Raw genomic sequence first — 17,116 nt, 5'->3', positions numbered from 1 at the left:
GAATCACCGCGACGCCTCCCGGCGGTCGGCGCTCGCGGCGTGGTACCCGGGTGTGAGATGACCGGCGAAAACCCTTACGCGATGGCGCTCGCGCAGTACGACCGGGCGGTCAGGCACCTTGCGCTCAAGCGCGGCATCGAAGAGTTCCTCCGCGCGCCGAAGCGCGAGCTGACCGTGAACTTTCCGGTCCGGATGGACGACCGCTCGGTCCGGATCTTCACCGGCTATCGAGTCCACCACTCGACCGCGCGGGGCCCGACCAAAGGCGGCATCCGCTATCACCCGGGCGTGACCCTGGACGAGGTGCGGGCCCTCGCCATGTGGATGACGTGGAAGTGCGCCGTCGTGAACCTGCCGTACGGCGGCGCCAAGGGCGGCGTCGTGTGCGACCCGAAGCAGCTCTCTCTCCAGGAGCTGGAGAGCCTGACCCGCCGCTACGCCACGGAGATCTCGATCCTGATCAGTCCCGAGGGCGACATCCCGGCCCCGGACGTCGGCACGACGCCCCAGGTCATGGCCTGGATCATGGACACGTACTCGATGCACCGGGGCTACGCGGTCCCGGCAGTGGTCACCGGCAAGCCGGTTCCGGTCGGCGGTTCCCTCGGGCGCGCCGAGGCCACCGGTCGGGGTGTCGTGATCGTCACCCGCGAGGCGCTCGCCCGGCTCGGGCTCCCCGTCGCCGGCGCGCGCGTGGCCGTGCAGGGCTTCGGGAATGTGGGGAGCGTGAGCGCCGCCCTCCTGCACGCGGCGGGGGCCAGGATCGTCGCCGCGAGCGATTCGCAGGGCGGAACGCTGAACCCCGCCGGACTGGATCCGCACGCGCTCCTGCGCCACAAGCGAGAGGGCGGGCGCCTGCGGGAGTACCCCGGCGGCGAGCCGATCCACAACGAGGACTTGCTGACGGCCGACTGTGACGTGGTGATCCCGGCGGCGCTCGAGCAGCAGATCACGGGCCGGAACGCCGACCGGATCCGCGCCCGGTTGATCGTCGAAGGGGCGAACGGCCCCACGACACCCGAGGCCGATGCGGTCCTGGCGTCGCGTGGTGTGCTGGTCGTGCCCGACATCCTCGCCAACGCAGGCGGCGTGGTCGTTTCCTACTTCGAGTGGGTGCAGGACCTCCAGTCGTTCTTCTGGACGGAGGAGGAGATCAACGAGCGCCTGGAGCGGCTGATGGTCGGGGCGTTTCGGGAGGTGGACGCCGCCGCGCGCGAACGGGGCGTGGACCTGCGAACGGCCGGGCTGGTCCGCGCCATCGAGCGGGTAGCCGAGGCCATCACGATCCTGGGGATCTACCCGTAGCTGACCGAGAGGAGGTGCTGGACAACCGCCTTGCCGGCGGCCGGTGGCCGGTCTGCACGGCTGCGATCGCGGGGGTGTGGGCGTAGCACCGCCCTGCCGGCCGATCCCGGGCGGTCCGTCAGCCGCCGGTGAGGCCGTACTTCTTGAGCTTGTAGCGGAGGACCCGCTCGCTGATCCCCAGGATCTCGGCGGCCCGCGTCTGAACGTCCCCCGCCCTGGCCAGGGCCTCGCGGATCATCCGCCGCTCGAGCCCCTCCACAGCGGCGGTGAGGCCTGCCGCGTTGGGAGTCGCCGCCTCGGGCTCCATCACGCTCAGCGGGAGATCCTCGATGCCGATCACGTCGTCCCGGCTGAGGACCACCGCCCGCTCGACGAGATTTTCAAGCTCGCGGACGTTCCCCGGATAGTCGTAGCGGAGGAGGGCCTCCCGGGCTGCCCTGGTCAGCCCCGTGATGGCCTTCCCGTCCCGGCGGGAGACCTTCTCGAGGAAGTGATCGATCAGGGGCGGGATGTCCTCGCGGCGCTCCCGGAGCGGGGGCACGGTGAGCGTGACGACGTTGACCCGGTAGTAGAGGTCGTCGCGGAAGCGGCCGTCCCGGATAAACGCCTCCAGGTCCCGATGGGTCGCGGCGAGGAGCCGGACGTTGACCGGGATGGGCCGGCTCGACCCCAGCCGCTCGAACTCGCGCTCCTGAAGCACGCGGAGGAGCTTGACCTGAAGGTGCGACGGCAGATCGCCGATCTCGTCCAGGAACAGGCTGCCGCCGTCGGCCACCTCGAACCGGCCCTTCCGGCTGGCCACAGCTCCGGTGAAGGCTCCCTTCTCGTGACCGAACAGCTCGGCCTCCAGCAGGCTCTCGGGAAGGGCGGCGCAGTTGACCCGGACCAGAGGGCCGGCCGCCCGCGGGCTGGCGTAGTGGATCGCCTTGGCGATCAGCTCCTTGCCGGTCCCACTCTCCCCGCGGATCAGGACCGTCGTGTCGGTCGGCGCCACGCGGCGGACCAGGGAGAGCACCTCCTGCATCCTGCCGCTCTCGCCGACGATCCCCTCCACGCGGTGCCGCTCCGTCAGCGCCTCCCGAAGCTCGCGATTCTCGGTGACGAGGCGCTGGCGTTCGCTGACCTGGTTGATGCGATGCAGCAGCTCGTCCAGGTTAAGGGGCTTGGTCAGGTAGTCGGTCGCCCCGGCCTTGATGGCGGCCACGGCGGTCTCGATCGTCCCGTACGCGGTCAGCACGATGACGGCCACCTCCGGCGTGATGCCGCGCGCCGCTTCGAGGAGGGCGAGGCCGGAGAGCCCCGGCATCTTCTGGTCGGTGAGGATCAGGTCGAAGGGCGCCTTCCTGAACTGCTCCAGCGCGCTCCGGCCGTCGCCGGCCTCGAGCACCTCGAAGCCGTGCTTCCGAAGGAAGCCCGCGACCAGCTCCAGCTGGGCGGGCTCGTCATCCACCACGAGGACCCTGAACGGCTCGGCCATGCGCTAACGAAACCCTCAGGCCGGAACGGCTCGGGGCTCGAGCGGCAGGAGCACGCGGAAGAGGCTCCCGCGTTCCGGCCGGCTCTCCACCTCGATCTGCCCGCCGTGAGCCTCGACGATCCTGCGGGCGATTGCCAGCCCCAGCCCCAGGCCCTTGGTCTTCGTCGTGAAGTACGGATCGAAGATCCTGGGCAGGCTTTCCGGCGGGATTCCAGCTCCGGTGTCCGTCACTGTCAGGGTGAGGGTGTCTCCCGTCGCCCGCGCCTCGAGCGAGAGGGTGCCACCCTCGGGCATCGCCTGGAGGCCGTTCAGGAGGAGGTTCAGCACGACGCGCTTCAGGTAGTCGCGATCCGCTGCGATCGGCGGGAGGTCTGGGGGGACGGACAGGACCAGGCGGACTCCCGCAGTCCGGGCCTCGCCCTCGACCAGCGTGCCCAGCTCCGTGAGCAGCTCGCTGATGCGGAGCCGCTCAGGCTTGAGCGGGAGCGGGCGGGCCAGGGAGAGGAACTCCTCCACGGTGCGGTTGAGCCGCGCCACCTCGTCCTCCATGAGCGCGACGAAGCGCCCGTATTCACCCGCCTCCGTCGCGGGGCGGAACTCGGCGCGGAGGCGCTGAAGCCCCACGGAGATGACGTTCAGCGGGTTTCGGATCTCGTGGGCGACGGCCGCGGCCATGTTCCCGAGCGTCGCGAGGCGCTCCCGGCGACCCATTTCGTCTTCGAGCGCGCGCACCTCCTTCAGGTGGCGGTGCTGGATGTAGAAGATGACGGCCAGGCCGAGCGCCCCCGCGGCCAGGACGGCCAGCGCCAGGGCGACGGCGAAGCCGAGATCCCGCCGCCAGACGCGGTCCATCGAGGCCGTGGAAAGGCTGATCCTGAGGAGACCGTGAGTGTTGCCATCGAGCGCCACGGGCTTGAGGACCTCGAGCACGCCGCTGCCATCCGCGCCGCGCATCAGCCGGGTCACGGTCTGCCTCTCCGCCAGGGCGGCGCGCCCCGCATCGTCAGCGTCCCTTTGCCCCACACGCTCGGCCTGGGAATGAGCCAGGACCGCCAGATCGCGGCCCAGGAGGGCGACGGATTCGATCCCCGGCTGGCGGCCCAGCTCCTCGATCTGGCGCTGGACCCCGATCTCCTTTCTGAAGTTCAGGATGTAGTTCGCGTCGGCGTGAACCGCGATGATCCCCGGGAAGCTCCGGGCTCCAACGGCGACGCCGAACAGGCTTCCCTCCCAGAACTTCCGGTCCTTGACCGCCGGCGGAGCCGCCTCCTCCCTCGGGAGCGCCCAGCGGCGCCCCCACATGTAGAGCATCATCGATCGGTGGAATTCGGTGGCCTCGCCTGCCCACTGGGGCGGCATCATCATGCCCATCATCCCGCGGGGCGGTGACGGCGGCTCGTACGGCCGCCCCTCGCGGTCCAGCAGGTCTACCCGTTGGAGCCGGTTCATGGCGGCGAGTTGTGCGAGCGCTGCGCGGTCAAAGGGGCGGGAGAGGAGGAGCTGGTCGATGAGGCGGGCGTTGTCCAGGAGCCGCTGGCCGATCAGCTCCTCCAGAACCGCGTTGCCCTGGATCGCGTTGCGGCTGGTGACCTCGAGGACTTCGGCCAGCGCCAGCGCTTTTTCCTCGGTCTGCTTGAGGAGTTCCCGCTGGGTCCGCCGGGCGGCGGAGGCGGCGTACAGGGTGACGACCACGAGGAGGAGCGCGATCGAAGCCAGGAAGTAGCGGGGCGGGAAGCTGCGCTTCATCGGCGCACCACGCTCGCCATTGTATCACCCGGGCTGATACCGACCGACCCCCGGGAGTCTTTCTCCTCGGGGGTCGGCAGCGACGTGCAGGGCTCTACCCGGCTCGGCGCCCCGGGCCGCCGAACGGCATCACGTTGCCCCACGGGTTAATGTGGAGGGTCCGGACCTCGTCCTTGGGGCCCTTCAGCTCGACCGAGTACATGGTGTGGTGCATCCCGGTGAACGGGAGCACCTTCTCGACCGTGAACCCCTTCAGGTACTTGTCCGCGTACTGCTGGGCCAGCTCCTTGGCTTTCGCCTCGCTGATCGGCTCGGCAGCCGCAGCTCCCATGCCGGGGCAGGCGCCCTCTCCGGTCCCCGCGCCCATCATCCCGGGGCCCATCCCCATCATGCCGGGGCCCATTCCCATCATCCCGGGGCCCATCCCCATCATGCCACCCATTCGCATGGGCATCCCCGCGGGTCCCATGAACGCCAGCGCGGCGCCGGCCAGCAGGAACACAACGGCCACCACCAGGGTTACGCTCAGAGCGCGCTTCATCGTCTGTCACCTCCTCTCTGTTGAGGTTCCTCGCCAGAAGAGGAGAGCACGAATTGTGCCAGTTCACGGACTCCGGGCGACGTTAAGAAATGCGAGGGGTTTCGGCCTTGGGAGTCGCGCGCCGGCACAGGCAGGGCGACAGCTTTGTCGAACCGGTCGACAAGGTTGTCGGGTGGCGGGGCCTACTTGAACTGGTAGCCGAGATGATGCCGACGCGGTTTTCCGAGAAGGGCTTGGTCGCCGAACGGAATCCGGGCGCGCATCGTCGCGAGCCGTCGCAGCGGGGAAGCTCCCCTTTCGTCACTCCGACTGAACGACCTGACCGATCAGGTCTCCGTAGCCCGAATCCTCGGTGGGGTCGTAGCCCGCCGCCACGTAACGGTTCACGAAAAACCGGGCGATCGCCGGTAGCGGCGTGGGCTCTTTCGCCGCCAGGTCGTGGTCGGCCCCCTCGAGCAGGAGCGAAGCCTGGAAGATCCGGGCCATCCGGTGGACGAGCCGCCGGATGCCGAGGGCCGCCGCCTCCGGGTCCCCCCGCAGGAGCCGAGCGAGCCTCGCGCGCGCGTCCTGGAGCGCGGCGCTGGTGATGTCCCGCGCCGGCGTCAGGGCCGGATCCCGGATGCCGAGCAGGGTGCCCTCGGCGTTCCCGAGGAGGGCGTCGTGCATCTTGGATCGCAGCGCGTCGCGAAGGATCTGGGCCATCATCGTGTTGTGCGGCCCCTCCCAGCTTTCCTCCACGGGCACCTCGCGGTAAAGGCGCGGGAGCGGGCTGAAATCCTCGATGGTCCCGTTGCCCCCCAGGATCTCGATCCCGTGGTGGACGACCGGGCCCGCATCCACCGAGCAGATGTACTTCCCCATGTTGACGCCGATGCGGAAGAGCGGGTCGTCCTCAGGATGGACGCCGGACAGGGTCAGCCGGTCCTCCAGGTCGGCTAGAAAGAGCGTGAAGGACAGGCCCGCAGTCGCCAGCGCCCGCATCTCGGCCAGCTGCTCGCGCACCGCCGGGAACTCCACGAGCCGCTGGCCGAAGGCCTCCCGCACCCGGGCGTAGGAGAACGCCTCGACCCACGCCCGGCGCATGATCCCGCAGGAGCCCAGCGCGACCCCGAGTCGCGAGGTGTTGATGATGACTCCCATCATCACGCGGAACCCTTCCTCCAGGCTCCCCAGCTGGTAGCCGAGCGCGTCCTGGAAGTCCACCTCCGCGGTCGGCAGCGTGCGCGTCCCCAGCTTGGACTTGAGCCGGCGAATGAAGACGCCGTTGGGCCGACCGTCGTCGAGGCGCCGCGGGACGACGAAGAGGCCGAGCCCCCGCGTCCCGTCGGGGGCACCCTCGGGACGGGCGCTGACGGCGTAGAGGTCGGCGTGGACGTTGGAGCAAAACCACTTCTCTCCCCTGATCAGCCAGGCCTCGGGCTGCTCCGGGATGCGCCGGGCGACGCAGGCATTGGCGCCGACATCGGAGCCTCCCTGGACCTCGGTGAGGAACTGCGCGCCGTGCCAGCGGCGGTCATAGTCCGGATCCAGCAGGCGCGGGAGCCATTCGCGCCGCATCCAGTCGCTCCCGCACCGCTGGATCGCCTTGATGAGCCCCGCGGTGCACCCGACCGCGCACAGGTGCGGGACCTCCCCGTTCTGGGCGAAGAGATACGCCAGGGCGGTGTGCAGGGTCACGCTCCCCGGCTCGCCGAGGACCGAGAGGACCCGCGAGCGCCACACGAGCCTGCCGATCTCGTGGTAGGTGGGGTGGAGGACCACCTCCTCCGTCCGCTCGCCGATGCCGTTCCACGGCTCCAGGCGCGGCAGATGCTCGGGCCGGTCCAGGAGCCCACAGGCACGATTCACCGGCCCCGCAGAGTCAGCACCCGCCTGACGGAGGAGCGGTTCCACCTCGGCGAGGCGGGCCTCACCCCAACGAAAGGCGAGCGTCCGCCTGAGATGCCCGTCGTCGTAAAAATTGGCAGGCTTTGACGCCTCCCAGCGGCGCAGGAGCGAGCGGCCGTGTTCGATCCGATTCATGGAATGCCCTCCCTGCTTCACCACACGCGCAAGCCCGGGGGCCGGATAGCCACCGACAACCCGAGAACCGACGCCCTATTTATAGCGTAGCGACGTCAGCGACGACAGCACATCTTGTTCGCCATCGGACGGATGCTTGCGATGTTTGGCCATAGTCTCCCCTCAGCGCCGGCGGAGCCGGCGGCAGGACGAAGGCAGGGGCGCCTCTGCCCCACCTGCTGATCAAATGTCCCAGCCGTCGTGGGGCGGGCGCACTACGACGAAGCTACCTGAGCCTCAACACGAGGACGTACTGGTAGGGCAAGAAGCCGAGCTCGGCGGCCAGCCGCAACCCCGCGCGCCCCGCGTCCCGGATGAAGTCCTCCCGGGCGACGCGATGTTCGACGGGCGGCCCGGCGGGTGTCGGCCGCCGGTGGAAGTCGATGTTCACGATGCGACCGCCCGGCCGGAGCCCCCGGACCAGGCGCCGAAGGTAGCCAGGCCCGTCGCGGAAATGGTGATACGTGTTGACCAGGATGATGAGATCGCAGGCGCGCGGGGGAAGCAACGGGTTCTCCGGAAGGCCGAGGACCGGAGTGATGTTCTTCCGGCGTGCCCGGCGCAGGCGCGCGCTCAGGAGGCCCAGCATCCGCGGTTCGGCATCGACGGCGTAGACGTGGCCCCCCGGCCCGACGGCCCGCGCGAGCCGGAACGCGAAGTAGCCCGGGCCGGTCCCGATCTCGCAGGCGCTCTGGCCCGGGCGGAGGCCGAGCGCTCTCACCACCTTCTCGGGCCTCTGCCAGCGCGCGCGGTCGGGCCCGAGCAGGCGCCTGAGGTAGCGCTTCCAATCCTTCGGGTTGCCGAGGCGGTCCCGGTGGAGGTGGGACCGGCGCGCGCCGTGTTTCGCCATGGCTCATGCCCCTCCTTGCGGCATGCTATCCCGCCGCCTCCGCCATGATCCTACCGAGTATAATCTCAACCTCCTCGGCCACGCCTCGGACTTCCGGATTCGGGTAGAGGCTGATCATGGCGGTCGGCCTGATCGTGGCGAGCTTGGTCTTCCCGCCTTCCTCGTAGACGGAGATCCGGCACGGCAGCGCCGTGGAGATCGCCAAGTAGGCCTCGAGGACCTTCCCGGCCTGCTGGGGGTTGCAGACCTCGAAGATCCGGCACTCGCGGGCGAACGGCACTCCCTTCTCGGCCATTTTGGCCTTCAGGTCGTGCACCCCCAGCATGCCGAACTTGTGGCGCGTGACGGCCTGCTCAAGATCCGCGGCGACCCGGTCCAGCGGTTTAGTGGACACAACGATATGCAGCATTGCTCCTCTCCTCATTGTTGCCGAGCGGGCTCCCGCGCTCGGGTTCAGTCCCCCGCTCCCGGCCGACTTTCGCTCCCCGGGGCGAGGGCCTCGGCTTGGGCCGTGACTGGGCGTGTTTGCCGCGTCGTCTCGCTCAGGTAGTAGAGGACCGGCACCGCCATCCGGCTGAGGAGCGTCGCGGCGACCTCTCCCGCCATGAGGCTGATGGCGAGCCCCTGGAAGATCGGGTCGACGCTGAAGCTTCGCCATTCCGCTCCTCCTGTGAGGCAGACTCGACCCGGTGAAGCAAGCTGCAACCGCTATGCCATGCGGAATGGCTCTAACTGGCTGGAAAGTTGGGCGCTGTCTCCCGCGCGGCGAGCCTTAGCAAGGGAATTTCAGCCACCGGGTGGGGTGCCCGCGCCCCACGCGGCTGAGTGAACGGGTTCGTGAAACGACCTCGGCAAGTGCCGGCCCTCTGCTCGATCGCGCTGCGGGGAGGAGGCCGAAGTATCGGGCCTGACACAGAACGGCCCCCCGGAGCTCGGGCTCCGGGGCTCGGAGGCGAAAACGCGAAGTTAGAAGCGGTAGCCCAGGGTGAAGGCGAGGATGTGGGCCGTGTAGTCGCGGATCTGGGCTCCGAGGAAGATGCTCGTCGCTGTCGAGGCGTCTACACCACCCATGAAAGGTTGGATGTCATCTGTGCGGAAATCGGAGATGTCGAACTTCTCGAAGATATACGAGAGCTTCGCTGACCAGCCCTTGTTGATCCGGTAGCGAAGCGATGCCTCGAGCTGGTGGAGCGAATCCTCGATTTCCGGAAAGTCCACGGCCGTGGCCGAGAGGTTTTGAGCCGCAGTGCCGCCGGTGGGGGTCACGGGGTTAAAGGCCCGCATCTCGCCCCTCGCTCGGGAGTAGCTCCAGGCCAGGCGGAAGTCGAGCTTCTTCGGGATCAGGGCCGCATCGATTCCGGCGCCGAAGGTATCCACCTCGTCTTCGTTCTTTGCCACCCAGTCGAAGGTGGGGTTTTCGAGCTGGGCCGGAGGTACCCGATTACGGGAACGCTGCCGGTAGAAGAACTCCTCCCGCATATAGCTGGCGAAGAACGCCACCCGCTCCATCGGGCTCCAGGAGAGGTCGATGCCGGCGGCCCAGCTCTCGTCATCCTGGAGGCCGAGGAACGAGTTCTTGTAGTCGTCGTTCCTGAAGCTCACGGTGGGCGTGAACGTCAGCGTGTCGAAGAACGTGAGCTGGGCGAGGAAGTCCACCCGGTCACGGTCCCGGTCAGCCTCGTCGAACTTTCTGAGGAGAGTGGACTGGGCTTGAGGAGCCTCCACCGCGGCCTCCTCAGCCCCTACGGTGTGAGCGAGGTGGGCGAAGGGGTTGTAGTCGCTGATCCGGCGCCAGGAGCGGGCATACGAGGCCCGGAGGAGGAGCCAGTCGAAGGGGGTATAGTCCAGCGAGACCTTGGGCGTATGCTCGTCGGTCAGGGGAGCTTCGCGGTGGCGTTCGTCGCGGTCCCAGCGCTCCCATTCGTAGCCGACCTTCAGGGAAAGCGGTGTCAGGAGCCGCCACCCCACATCTGCCCCCGCGTTGTGCTTGGTGTAGCTGAAGCGGGAGCTGGTGATCGGGTCAGTAAGCAACGTCGCATCAGTCCTGACCCGGGCAGGGAAGGTGAGGTTACGGGTCTGGTCGTCAAAGTCGTAAAGGCGGTAGCGCGCCCCTATCGAGATGTCCCGGAGCGGATGGCTCGTGAACCGGAGGTTGAAGAGCCTGGTGTGGACCTGACCGTCGAGGCTGTCCGCGGGGAGCGCCAGGCCAGGGTCGGTGATGGCAGAGTTGATGGTATGGGGAATGAAGTTGTCGTCCTGGAAGCGCAAGCCATAGGAGAAGGTCCCGGTCAGGCGGCTCCGCAGGGGAAGATTCAGCGCGCCGGTAATACCCACGGTATGGGCAATATTGTCCGGGGCCAGATCCAGACGGCCCCGGGAAGACCCCAGCGTGGCGTGGTCGGTCACCCGGAGGGGGTTGTCCCAGATCAGGACGTCCACGTCGTTCTGGAAGACGGAAAGGTTGTAGCTGAACTGGAGCTGCCACTGCTCCCTGGCCAGCTGGGCCGTCAGCCGGAGATCATGAACCGTCTGCTCGATGGGCTCGGGCAGCTCCACCTGGTTGGTGAAGGCTGTTAATGTGGTCCCGATCGGACGCTCCCCCTCTTTCCGCGTCCGCGTGTACTCGGCCCGGAGGTCCCAGTCCGGGGTTGGAGTGAGCTTCAGGGCCATCCGCGCGATGTCCCAGCGGGTCTCCAGGTCGATGTCGCGAGCCCCGGCGAGGAAGCTCTGGAGGATGCCCGGCCTGGCCGCAGCGGACGCCCCCTGCAGCGTCGTCTGGATCGAATCGGGAAGCTCGAAAACCCCCCGCGAGGTCTCGTTGTACGGGCTCCTTCCGGTCCGACTGAAGACATGAGGGATCTGATCCCACTCGAACTCGAACTCGTAACGGCCGAGCTTCGAGCTGCGGAGGAGGAAGTTCTGATCCTCCTCCCCCGCCTCCTTGGCACGGAACTCGAGGGAGTAGCTCTCGTCCTTGCTGTCGAGCCGGAGGCGGAGGTCTTCCAGGAAGATCCCCTGGGGGATGTCCCGGTACTCCTCGAACTTGCCACGCTCCGAGGGCGACGGGCGATCCGCAAAGAGGCGTCCTCCTAGCTCCACGTCACCGCCAAGCTTGAGCCCGAACATCTCCGTTTGTCCCGCCGCGCGTGAGGCCGGAAAGAGCAGGAACCCGCTCAGGACGAGGCCGCCCAGCACAAACCCGAGTCCGCGTCTCATCGTGGCCCTCCCTAGCGCTGGAACCGGCCCGCGGCCGACGGGTGGTTGGAGCCGTGGATCTGGCTGTGGCAGTTGGTGCAGGCACGGTTAAAGACGAACCGCACCTGGGGGATTCTTTGCGCGGTGGTCGGGTGGCGGGTCTCGACGTGGCACTGCTGGCAGAGCCGCGGCTTGGCCACCTTGAGGAGCTTCTCGTGGTTCGTTCCGTGGGGCTCGTGGCAGTTCGAGCAGCTCTCCATCACCGGCGGGTGCTCCCAGAGGAACGGGCCGCGTTTTTCCGTGTGGCAGGTGTAGCAGTTCTCGTTGACGGAGTTCGCCTTGAGGAGCTTCTCGGTGGCCGTGCCATGAGGGTTGTGGCAGCTCACGCAGTCCATCTTCCCCTCGCGGAGCGGCATGTGGGAGGAGCGCATGAGCTGCGCCCGGCGCTGGGTGTGGCACTGGCCGCACGTCTCGATCACCGTGGCCTTGGCGAGCTGACGTCGCTCGGAGACCTGCACCATCACCCGATGGCAGTTGGTGCAGGCGATATTGCGCGATTCGTGCGGACTCCCCTGCCAGTAGAGGCGAGCGGTCTTCTCGTGGCAGGTCAGGCAGACGGCGTTCTGCTGCTCGACGGGGGTGGGGTCTCCCTTCTTGAAGGTAATCAGCTTCGCCTGCGCACCCTTGGGCTTCGCCTCGCCGGCGGTGGCATCGACGTGAGCCTTGCCCGGACCGTGGCAGGCCTCGCAGGCGAGGCGCTCCTGAGCGGTTCGCGGATGCTTGAGGAAGAGCTTCCCCATGGTGGTCGCGGAGAAGCTCTCGAACTGATCCGGGTGGCAGGCTTTGCAGACCGCGGCTCCGACGTAGCCGTCCGCGGCTTGGGCCGCCGCGGCCGGTTTGGTGGGAGCTTGCTGGGCCGGTGAGGACGAAGGCACCGAGAGGACGAGGAGGAGAAGCAGAACCCCGGTGCCGGTGGGAATGCCGAACAGCCGACTCATGCGGTGCCTCCTCTCGGAATAAGCAGCAACCCCCACCGCAGACGAGAGCCAGAGGAGAGCGCTTAAACCGTGACGTATTTAACTTGAGCTTTCGTTCACATGTCAATGAGGGATTCGCACTACTCCACGCTCACTAGGACAATCGGAGGGGGCCTCGACGGCCCCCTCCGAGGCCTCCCCCAGGAATGGTGGTTCGAGCCGAGGGGCTGCCGACGAGCCGCAGGCGAGGAGAGCCACGAGGCGAGGCCCGAGTCAATTGCGCGGGCGAAGCCCGCGCTCGAAGGTTATTACTCCGACACGCCCCTAGCTTGGATGCATGACATCCCCCGGGATCTAGCCGCCGCCTCCGGTGTGGCAGCTGCTACAGGCGGCTTCCGCCAGGTCGCCGATCTCCACCGGGTGACGGAACGGACGCCCCCTGGCTTCCGCCATCGGCTGGCCGCCTTCCTCCTGGCCCAGGATGGTGTGGCAGATGTCGCAGGCTTTGCTGATCACCTTGCCCTCGCGGCTCGCGTGCTGGCCGTCGTGGCAGCGGAAGCATCCGGAGTAGTAGAAGTGGCCGATGTTGTTCGGGTGGGTCTGCCAGCTCACCTTCATCTCCGGGAAGACGTTGGTCTGGTACAGTCGCTGCACCTCGGCAATGGCCTCCTTGGTCGCCTCCTGCTTTCGGGGGTAAGCCGCGGGGTATTTTGTGAAATAAAACCGATCCAGCTCCGTGGCGATCCCCTCCCGCGCCGCGGTCGTGGAGGGGTAGGGCTTGGACAGCACCTCCACCGCCTGGCGCTTGACGAAGGGGAGCGTTCGGTCGATCCGCCCCGCCAGGAGCGCATCATCCACGGCCCGGTCAGGAGGCAGGAAGACGTGGCTCGGCCGGTTGTGGCAGTCCATGCAGTCCATCAGGCGTTTCTCGGCTCTGGCGATCTCCTCCGGGGTCAGCTTGGAGTCCTTCGCGGCGTACTCGGTCACCCGTCCCTGCATATCCCTGGCCCTGACCCACGGGATGTCCTGCCGCTGCGGGTCCGTGGCGATGTACCAGATCTCGTTCATGATGTTCATGTGCCAGTGGATGCCCGTGGTCAGGCCGGTCGCCGGGCTGCCGCCGCCGGTCTTGATAAGCATCCGGATCTGTCGTGGCGTGTTCTTTTCGTCGGACCCGAAGTGGGTGATGGTCTTCAGCTGGGCACCCCAGAACTTTTCCGGCCAGTGGCACTCCTCGCATGTCTCCCGGGCCGGCCTGAGGTTCTTGATGGGCGACGGGATGGGTCGGGGGTAGATGTTGCGGGCCACCGCGTAGATCTGATAGGCCCCCGAGAGCTTGGAGCGGACGAACCACGTCGCCCCCGGCCCCACGTGGCACTCCACGCACGACACCCGCGCGTGGGGGGAAGCCTGGGAGGCAGTGAACTCGGGTTTCATCACCGCGTGGCAGACCTGGCCGCAGAACGTCACGGAGTCCGAGAACTGGTACGCCCGATAGCTCCCGAAGGCGCTGAGGGCGAAGAAGAAGACCGTCGAGCCCACGAAGACGCCCAGGACCTGCCGGTGGCGCGGCACGTTGAGGTCGATGCGCGGCAAGGCCGGGATCTCGGTGGGAGCCCGGCACCGGCGCCGCCAGCGTTCCACCAGCATCCCCACCGGGATGATGAGGAGGCCCAGGATCAGGAAGGCGGGAAACACCATGTAGAGGAAGACGCCGACGTACGGCTTGGCCCGGGCCTCGATGAAGATATCGACGGCGAAGAGAAAAAGAATGTTGGAGAAGCTCACGAGCGCCAGCGCGGCCCCGACCAGGCTGAGCCAGTTCCTGAAGAGTCCGGGCTGGCGCGGCGCGGATGGCTCCATCGGGTTCCTACTTCGTCCCGCCGGATTCTGCAATCGCCGGGAGGGGAAACCCCCTCCCGGCGGTTGTCTTCCCCGGGACTACTCGAACACCATCTTCAGGACGCCGGGGGAGAAGGCATGGCGGACCTGGGCGTTGTCGAAGACGGCCACGCCAAAGGCGTACTGCTTCCTCAGATCGTTGAACTGGACGTCGAAGTCACTGCCGGTCACGAGCTTCCGGGCGATCTTGATGGTCCTCACACCGTCCTTGTAGGTGGACTTGGCCGAAATGTCGCCGCGGTCCCCGGTGAAGGGCACCACGATGATCCCGGGCACCTCGTCGCCGGCCTTGTACTTCGAGCCGTCGAAGGCCTCTTTCTCGCTGTCAAGGATCCAGTACGGTGGGGCGGGCTTGTTCCCCTTGAGGGCGAACTTCGGCCCCTTCCTGTCGTCGCTCACGTTGTCCACATAGCCGCCGCCCGTCTTGGGGTCGCTCTTGCGCCCGGCGTTCGGCGTCTTCTCCTTGTCGTAGCGGGTGTTGTCCACGTACTGGTCGTCGATCTGGCCGGTGTAGCCGGTGCGCACGCCTTTCCAGTGCCACATGTCCAGGCGCTCGCCGGCATCCTTGGTGTACTTGTTGCCGAAGGGCTTCCCCTCGCCGGTGTGGCAGGCCGACCGGCAGCCCTTCGCCTCGAAGGCCGGCGAGCTGATGTTCCAGATCATCGCCATCTTGTCTTCGTAGTAGAGGTTGTTATCGCCTCCCTTGTCGTTGGGGTCCTTGAGCTTCTGCCAGGAGCCGTCGGCCTGCTTCACCCACGGGCTGCGGCGAAGGCTCTCGGTCGCGTCCTTGTACTGCGCGAGGAAGTACACCGTGTCAGCTGTGTACACCGCCCGCAGGGTGACGTCCGTTGTCCCTCCGGGCAGGTTGCGCCCCCCAAGGACTTTGACCGTGAGCGCGGGGGCCTCCTTCCAGAGGTCCTCCATCACCCCGTCCAGCGTCGGGGGAGAGGTGACCTTCTTGGCCACCAGCACGTTCTTCTGCTGCGCCTCCGGGAGCCCGACGAATGCCCCCAGGCCGACTCCGAGGAGCAGCAGCACCACAGCAACCGTCCACTTCCACGAGCGTCTCATGATCGTCTCCTCCTTTCTTCCCTCTCCCCTTTAGGGAGAGGGCGGGTGAGGGGCTTCACATCCCGTGGCGCATCCCCATCGGCTGATTCAGGAGCACGATGCCGGCCACGGTGAAGACCAGTGACAGCGCGGCCATCGGAATGAGGGCCCGGCTCGCGGTCCGCGGATCAGGGTAGAAACGGAGCGCGAGCCGGTGGCCCGCCGCGAGCGAGAGGGCGAAGGACCCGACGACAACGGCCATCTGAAGAAACGTGACGACCGGCTCGGCGGCCAGCGGCAGGACCTGCCAGTCTGGCTCGCCGAGGGAAAACGGGGTGTAGAGCGCCACAGCGCGCTGGACGACGGGGACGATCCCGCCTCCCTCGAGGAGGAGGTGGGCCAGGTTGTGGGCCAGGTGCATGGCGAGCCCGACTGGAATGAACATGTAGCCGAAGACGACGAAGGCTCGACGAAGCCCCAGGCGATCTTGCCCGGCCAGCCTGTCGGCCAGCGCGGCCCCGGCAAGGATCAGCAGCGGCACGACCCCCAGGGCACCGGCGAGGAGGATGGCCGACTCGACCAGGCTCAGGTAGGTGACCGGCTTGAGACTGCTCCGCACGCCGACGGGAAGCCAGCGGGCCAGTGCCGACATCCAGTCAGGCCAGGCGGTCAGCATCTGGGCCGTCACGAGCAGCGTCAACCCAACCAGCGCCACTGCTAGGTAAGACTCCTCGAGGAGCCGGCGCCTCGAGGCCCAGAGGTCCTTGCCGAAGGCGCGGAAACGGAGGACCAGGTTGTCGCGCGGGCACCCCTTCACGCACTGGCCGCACAGGTGGCAGTAGTTGTTCCGGTCCATGCTCGGAGGGAACTCGAACATCGGGCACCCCCGCGCCCCCTCGCTCCCGCGGTAGCAGGGCTTGTCACGGTCTCGCGCGCAGACCGAGCCGTCCTTGGCGCGCAGCTCTAAGGGCGCGGTCATGGAGTAGATCCCGATGAGGCCGCCGATCGGGCAGAGGTAGCGGCAGAAGCTCCGTCGCGCGTAGAAGAGGCCCACCGCCGCCGCCAGCGCGGCGAAGAAGAGCACGATCCAGGCGGTCACCCGTGGCGAGCGCACCACCCCGAGCTGCTCGTCGGCCCAGGTGAGGAGAACGAACATCCCGGTGGCCCACCAGATATTCCTGAACGGCTTGGGGAGCCGGCGCGACGACGCTGCCAGCCGCGCCGCCCACTCGTTCAGCGCCCCGAACGGGCACGCCAGGCACCAGACTCGCCCTACGAGGAAGAAGGTGAAGATGATCCCGGCCCACCAGATGGTCCAGGTGAGCTTGGTGGCTAGGTTGACGCCCCCGTCCTGGACGTCGAAGAGCCCGAGCAGGACGACGACCCCCATGAGGAGGAGCAGCGGGATCTGGAGCGAAGGCTGGAGCGCCCGGGAGGTCAGGAGCCGGCGGAGCCACGGGATCTCCAGAAGGTTGAGAGCGCCTTCGTCACGGCGCCCGATTCGCGCTCGAAGGGCGACCCCGTAGACAGCGAGGGCGGCGACGCCACCGACCAGCGCCAGGAGTGTCCAGACAGTCGCCCCCATCCCCGGGGCTCGCCCGACGCGGACATGGAAATCCACCAGGAGGGGCGGCTCAAAACGGAGCCCATCCAACTCGGTAAGGACCACGCGAATCTGGTGGGCGCCCATTCGTTTGGGCGTGAACACGGCGGCGTAGCTTCCCGCCCAGGTCACTTCTGGGGCCGGCCGGAGATCGGATGGCATGCCAGCGGGAGCCAGACCGATGAGCACGCGGCCGCCCGAAACGGGGGTCAGCGGGGAATTCCTGAAGACCTTGGCCACGACCTGGCTCTCCTGGCCCAGGGCGAGCGGGCTCGGCCGGCTCAGAAGCTCCACCTGATAACCCTGGACGGTGACCAGGCTCAGCTCGCCGAGCGGCTTGGCCGAACCGTGTTCCCCGTGAGCTTCCGCCCAGAGGGGGAGCAGGAGGACGAGCGCCACCCCGAGCAGC

General features: G+C 67.7%; 13 protein-coding genes. 1 reads left to right on the top strand and 12 read right to left on the bottom strand.

Translation table 11 applies throughout. The features are described 5' to 3' along the window. Positions 1-57 precede the first annotated feature (57 nt). Positions 58-1,305, top strand: coding sequence for a Glu/Leu/Phe/Val dehydrogenase (locus HY726_09645; protein MBI4609262.1), 1,248 nt, complete (start codon positions 58-60; stop codon positions 1,303-1,305). 118 nt (positions 1,306-1,423) lie between these two features. Here the strand turns inward: HY726_09645 and HY726_09640 are convergent, their stop codons facing one another. The 12 genes from HY726_09640 to HY726_09585 form a co-directional block, all read right to left on the bottom strand. Further along, positions 1,424-2,782, bottom strand: a complete 1,359-nt coding sequence (locus HY726_09640; GenBank protein MBI4609261.1) for a sigma-54-dependent Fis family transcriptional regulator — start codon at positions 2,780-2,782, stop codon at positions 1,424-1,426. A 15-nt stretch (positions 2,783-2,797) separates the two neighbouring features. Beyond that, a complete protein-coding gene (locus tag HY726_09635; GenBank protein ID MBI4609260.1) occupies positions 2,798-4,528 on the bottom strand; it encodes a hypothetical protein in 1,731 nt (576 codons plus the stop codon). Positions 4,529-4,622: 94 nt separating this feature from the next. After that, positions 4,623-5,069, bottom strand: coding sequence for a PepSY domain-containing protein (locus HY726_09630; GenBank protein MBI4609259.1), 447 nt, complete (start codon positions 5,067-5,069; stop codon positions 4,623-4,625). Between the two features lie 300 nt (positions 5,070-5,369). Continuing rightward, a complete protein-coding gene (locus HY726_09625) occupies positions 5,370-7,091 on the bottom strand; it encodes an acyl-CoA dehydrogenase family protein (GenBank protein ID MBI4609258.1) in 1,722 nt (573 codons plus the stop codon). Between the two features lie 265 nt (positions 7,092-7,356). Then, positions 7,357-7,980, bottom strand: a complete 624-nt coding sequence (locus HY726_09620) for a methyltransferase domain-containing protein (GenBank protein ID MBI4609257.1) — start codon at positions 7,978-7,980, stop codon at positions 7,357-7,359. A 25-nt stretch (positions 7,981-8,005) separates the two neighbouring features. Beyond that, entirely contained in the window at positions 8,006-8,389 is a 384-nt protein-coding gene (locus HY726_09615; GenBank protein ID MBI4609256.1) for a DUF302 domain-containing protein, read from the bottom strand. A 44-nt stretch (positions 8,390-8,433) separates the two neighbouring features. Then, complete coding sequence (locus HY726_09610; protein MBI4609255.1) at positions 8,434-8,586, bottom strand: hypothetical protein; 153 nt, start codon at positions 8,584-8,586, stop codon at positions 8,434-8,436. Between the two features lie 360 nt (positions 8,587-8,946). Beyond that, positions 8,947-11,196: an MtrB/PioB family decaheme-associated outer membrane protein gene (locus tag HY726_09605; GenBank protein ID MBI4609254.1), complete on the bottom strand. Its 2,250-nt coding sequence runs from the start codon at positions 11,194-11,196 to the stop codon at positions 8,947-8,949. Between the two features lie 11 nt (positions 11,197-11,207). Continuing rightward, entirely contained in the window at positions 11,208-12,173 is a 966-nt protein-coding gene (locus HY726_09600; GenBank protein ID MBI4609253.1) for a DmsE family decaheme c-type cytochrome, read from the bottom strand. Positions 12,174-12,506: 333 nt separating this feature from the next. Beyond that, on the bottom strand, positions 12,507-14,015 hold the full coding sequence (locus HY726_09595) for a cytochrome C (protein MBI4609252.1): 1,509 nt from the start codon (positions 14,013-14,015) through the stop codon (positions 12,507-12,509). 78 nt (positions 14,016-14,093) lie between these two features. Beyond that, the gene (locus HY726_09590; protein ID MBI4609251.1) at positions 14,094-15,125 is read right to left on the bottom strand and encodes an ethylbenzene dehydrogenase; all 1,032 of its coding nucleotides are present in this window, start codon (positions 15,123-15,125) and stop codon (positions 14,094-14,096) included. A gap of 55 nt (positions 15,126-15,180) precedes the next feature. Further along, a partial coding sequence (locus tag HY726_09585; protein ID MBI4609250.1) for a 4Fe-4S binding protein occupies positions 15,181-17,116 on the bottom strand: 1,936 nt, incomplete at its 5' end.

It is taken from the genome of Candidatus Rokuibacteriota bacterium, from assembly GCA_016209385.1.
GTDB lineage: Bacteria > Methylomirabilota > Methylomirabilia > Rokubacteriales > CSP1-6 > JACQWB01.
The sequence above is the reverse complement of the archived record's forward strand: the minus strand, read 5'-3'. Positions and strand labels throughout refer to the sequence as shown.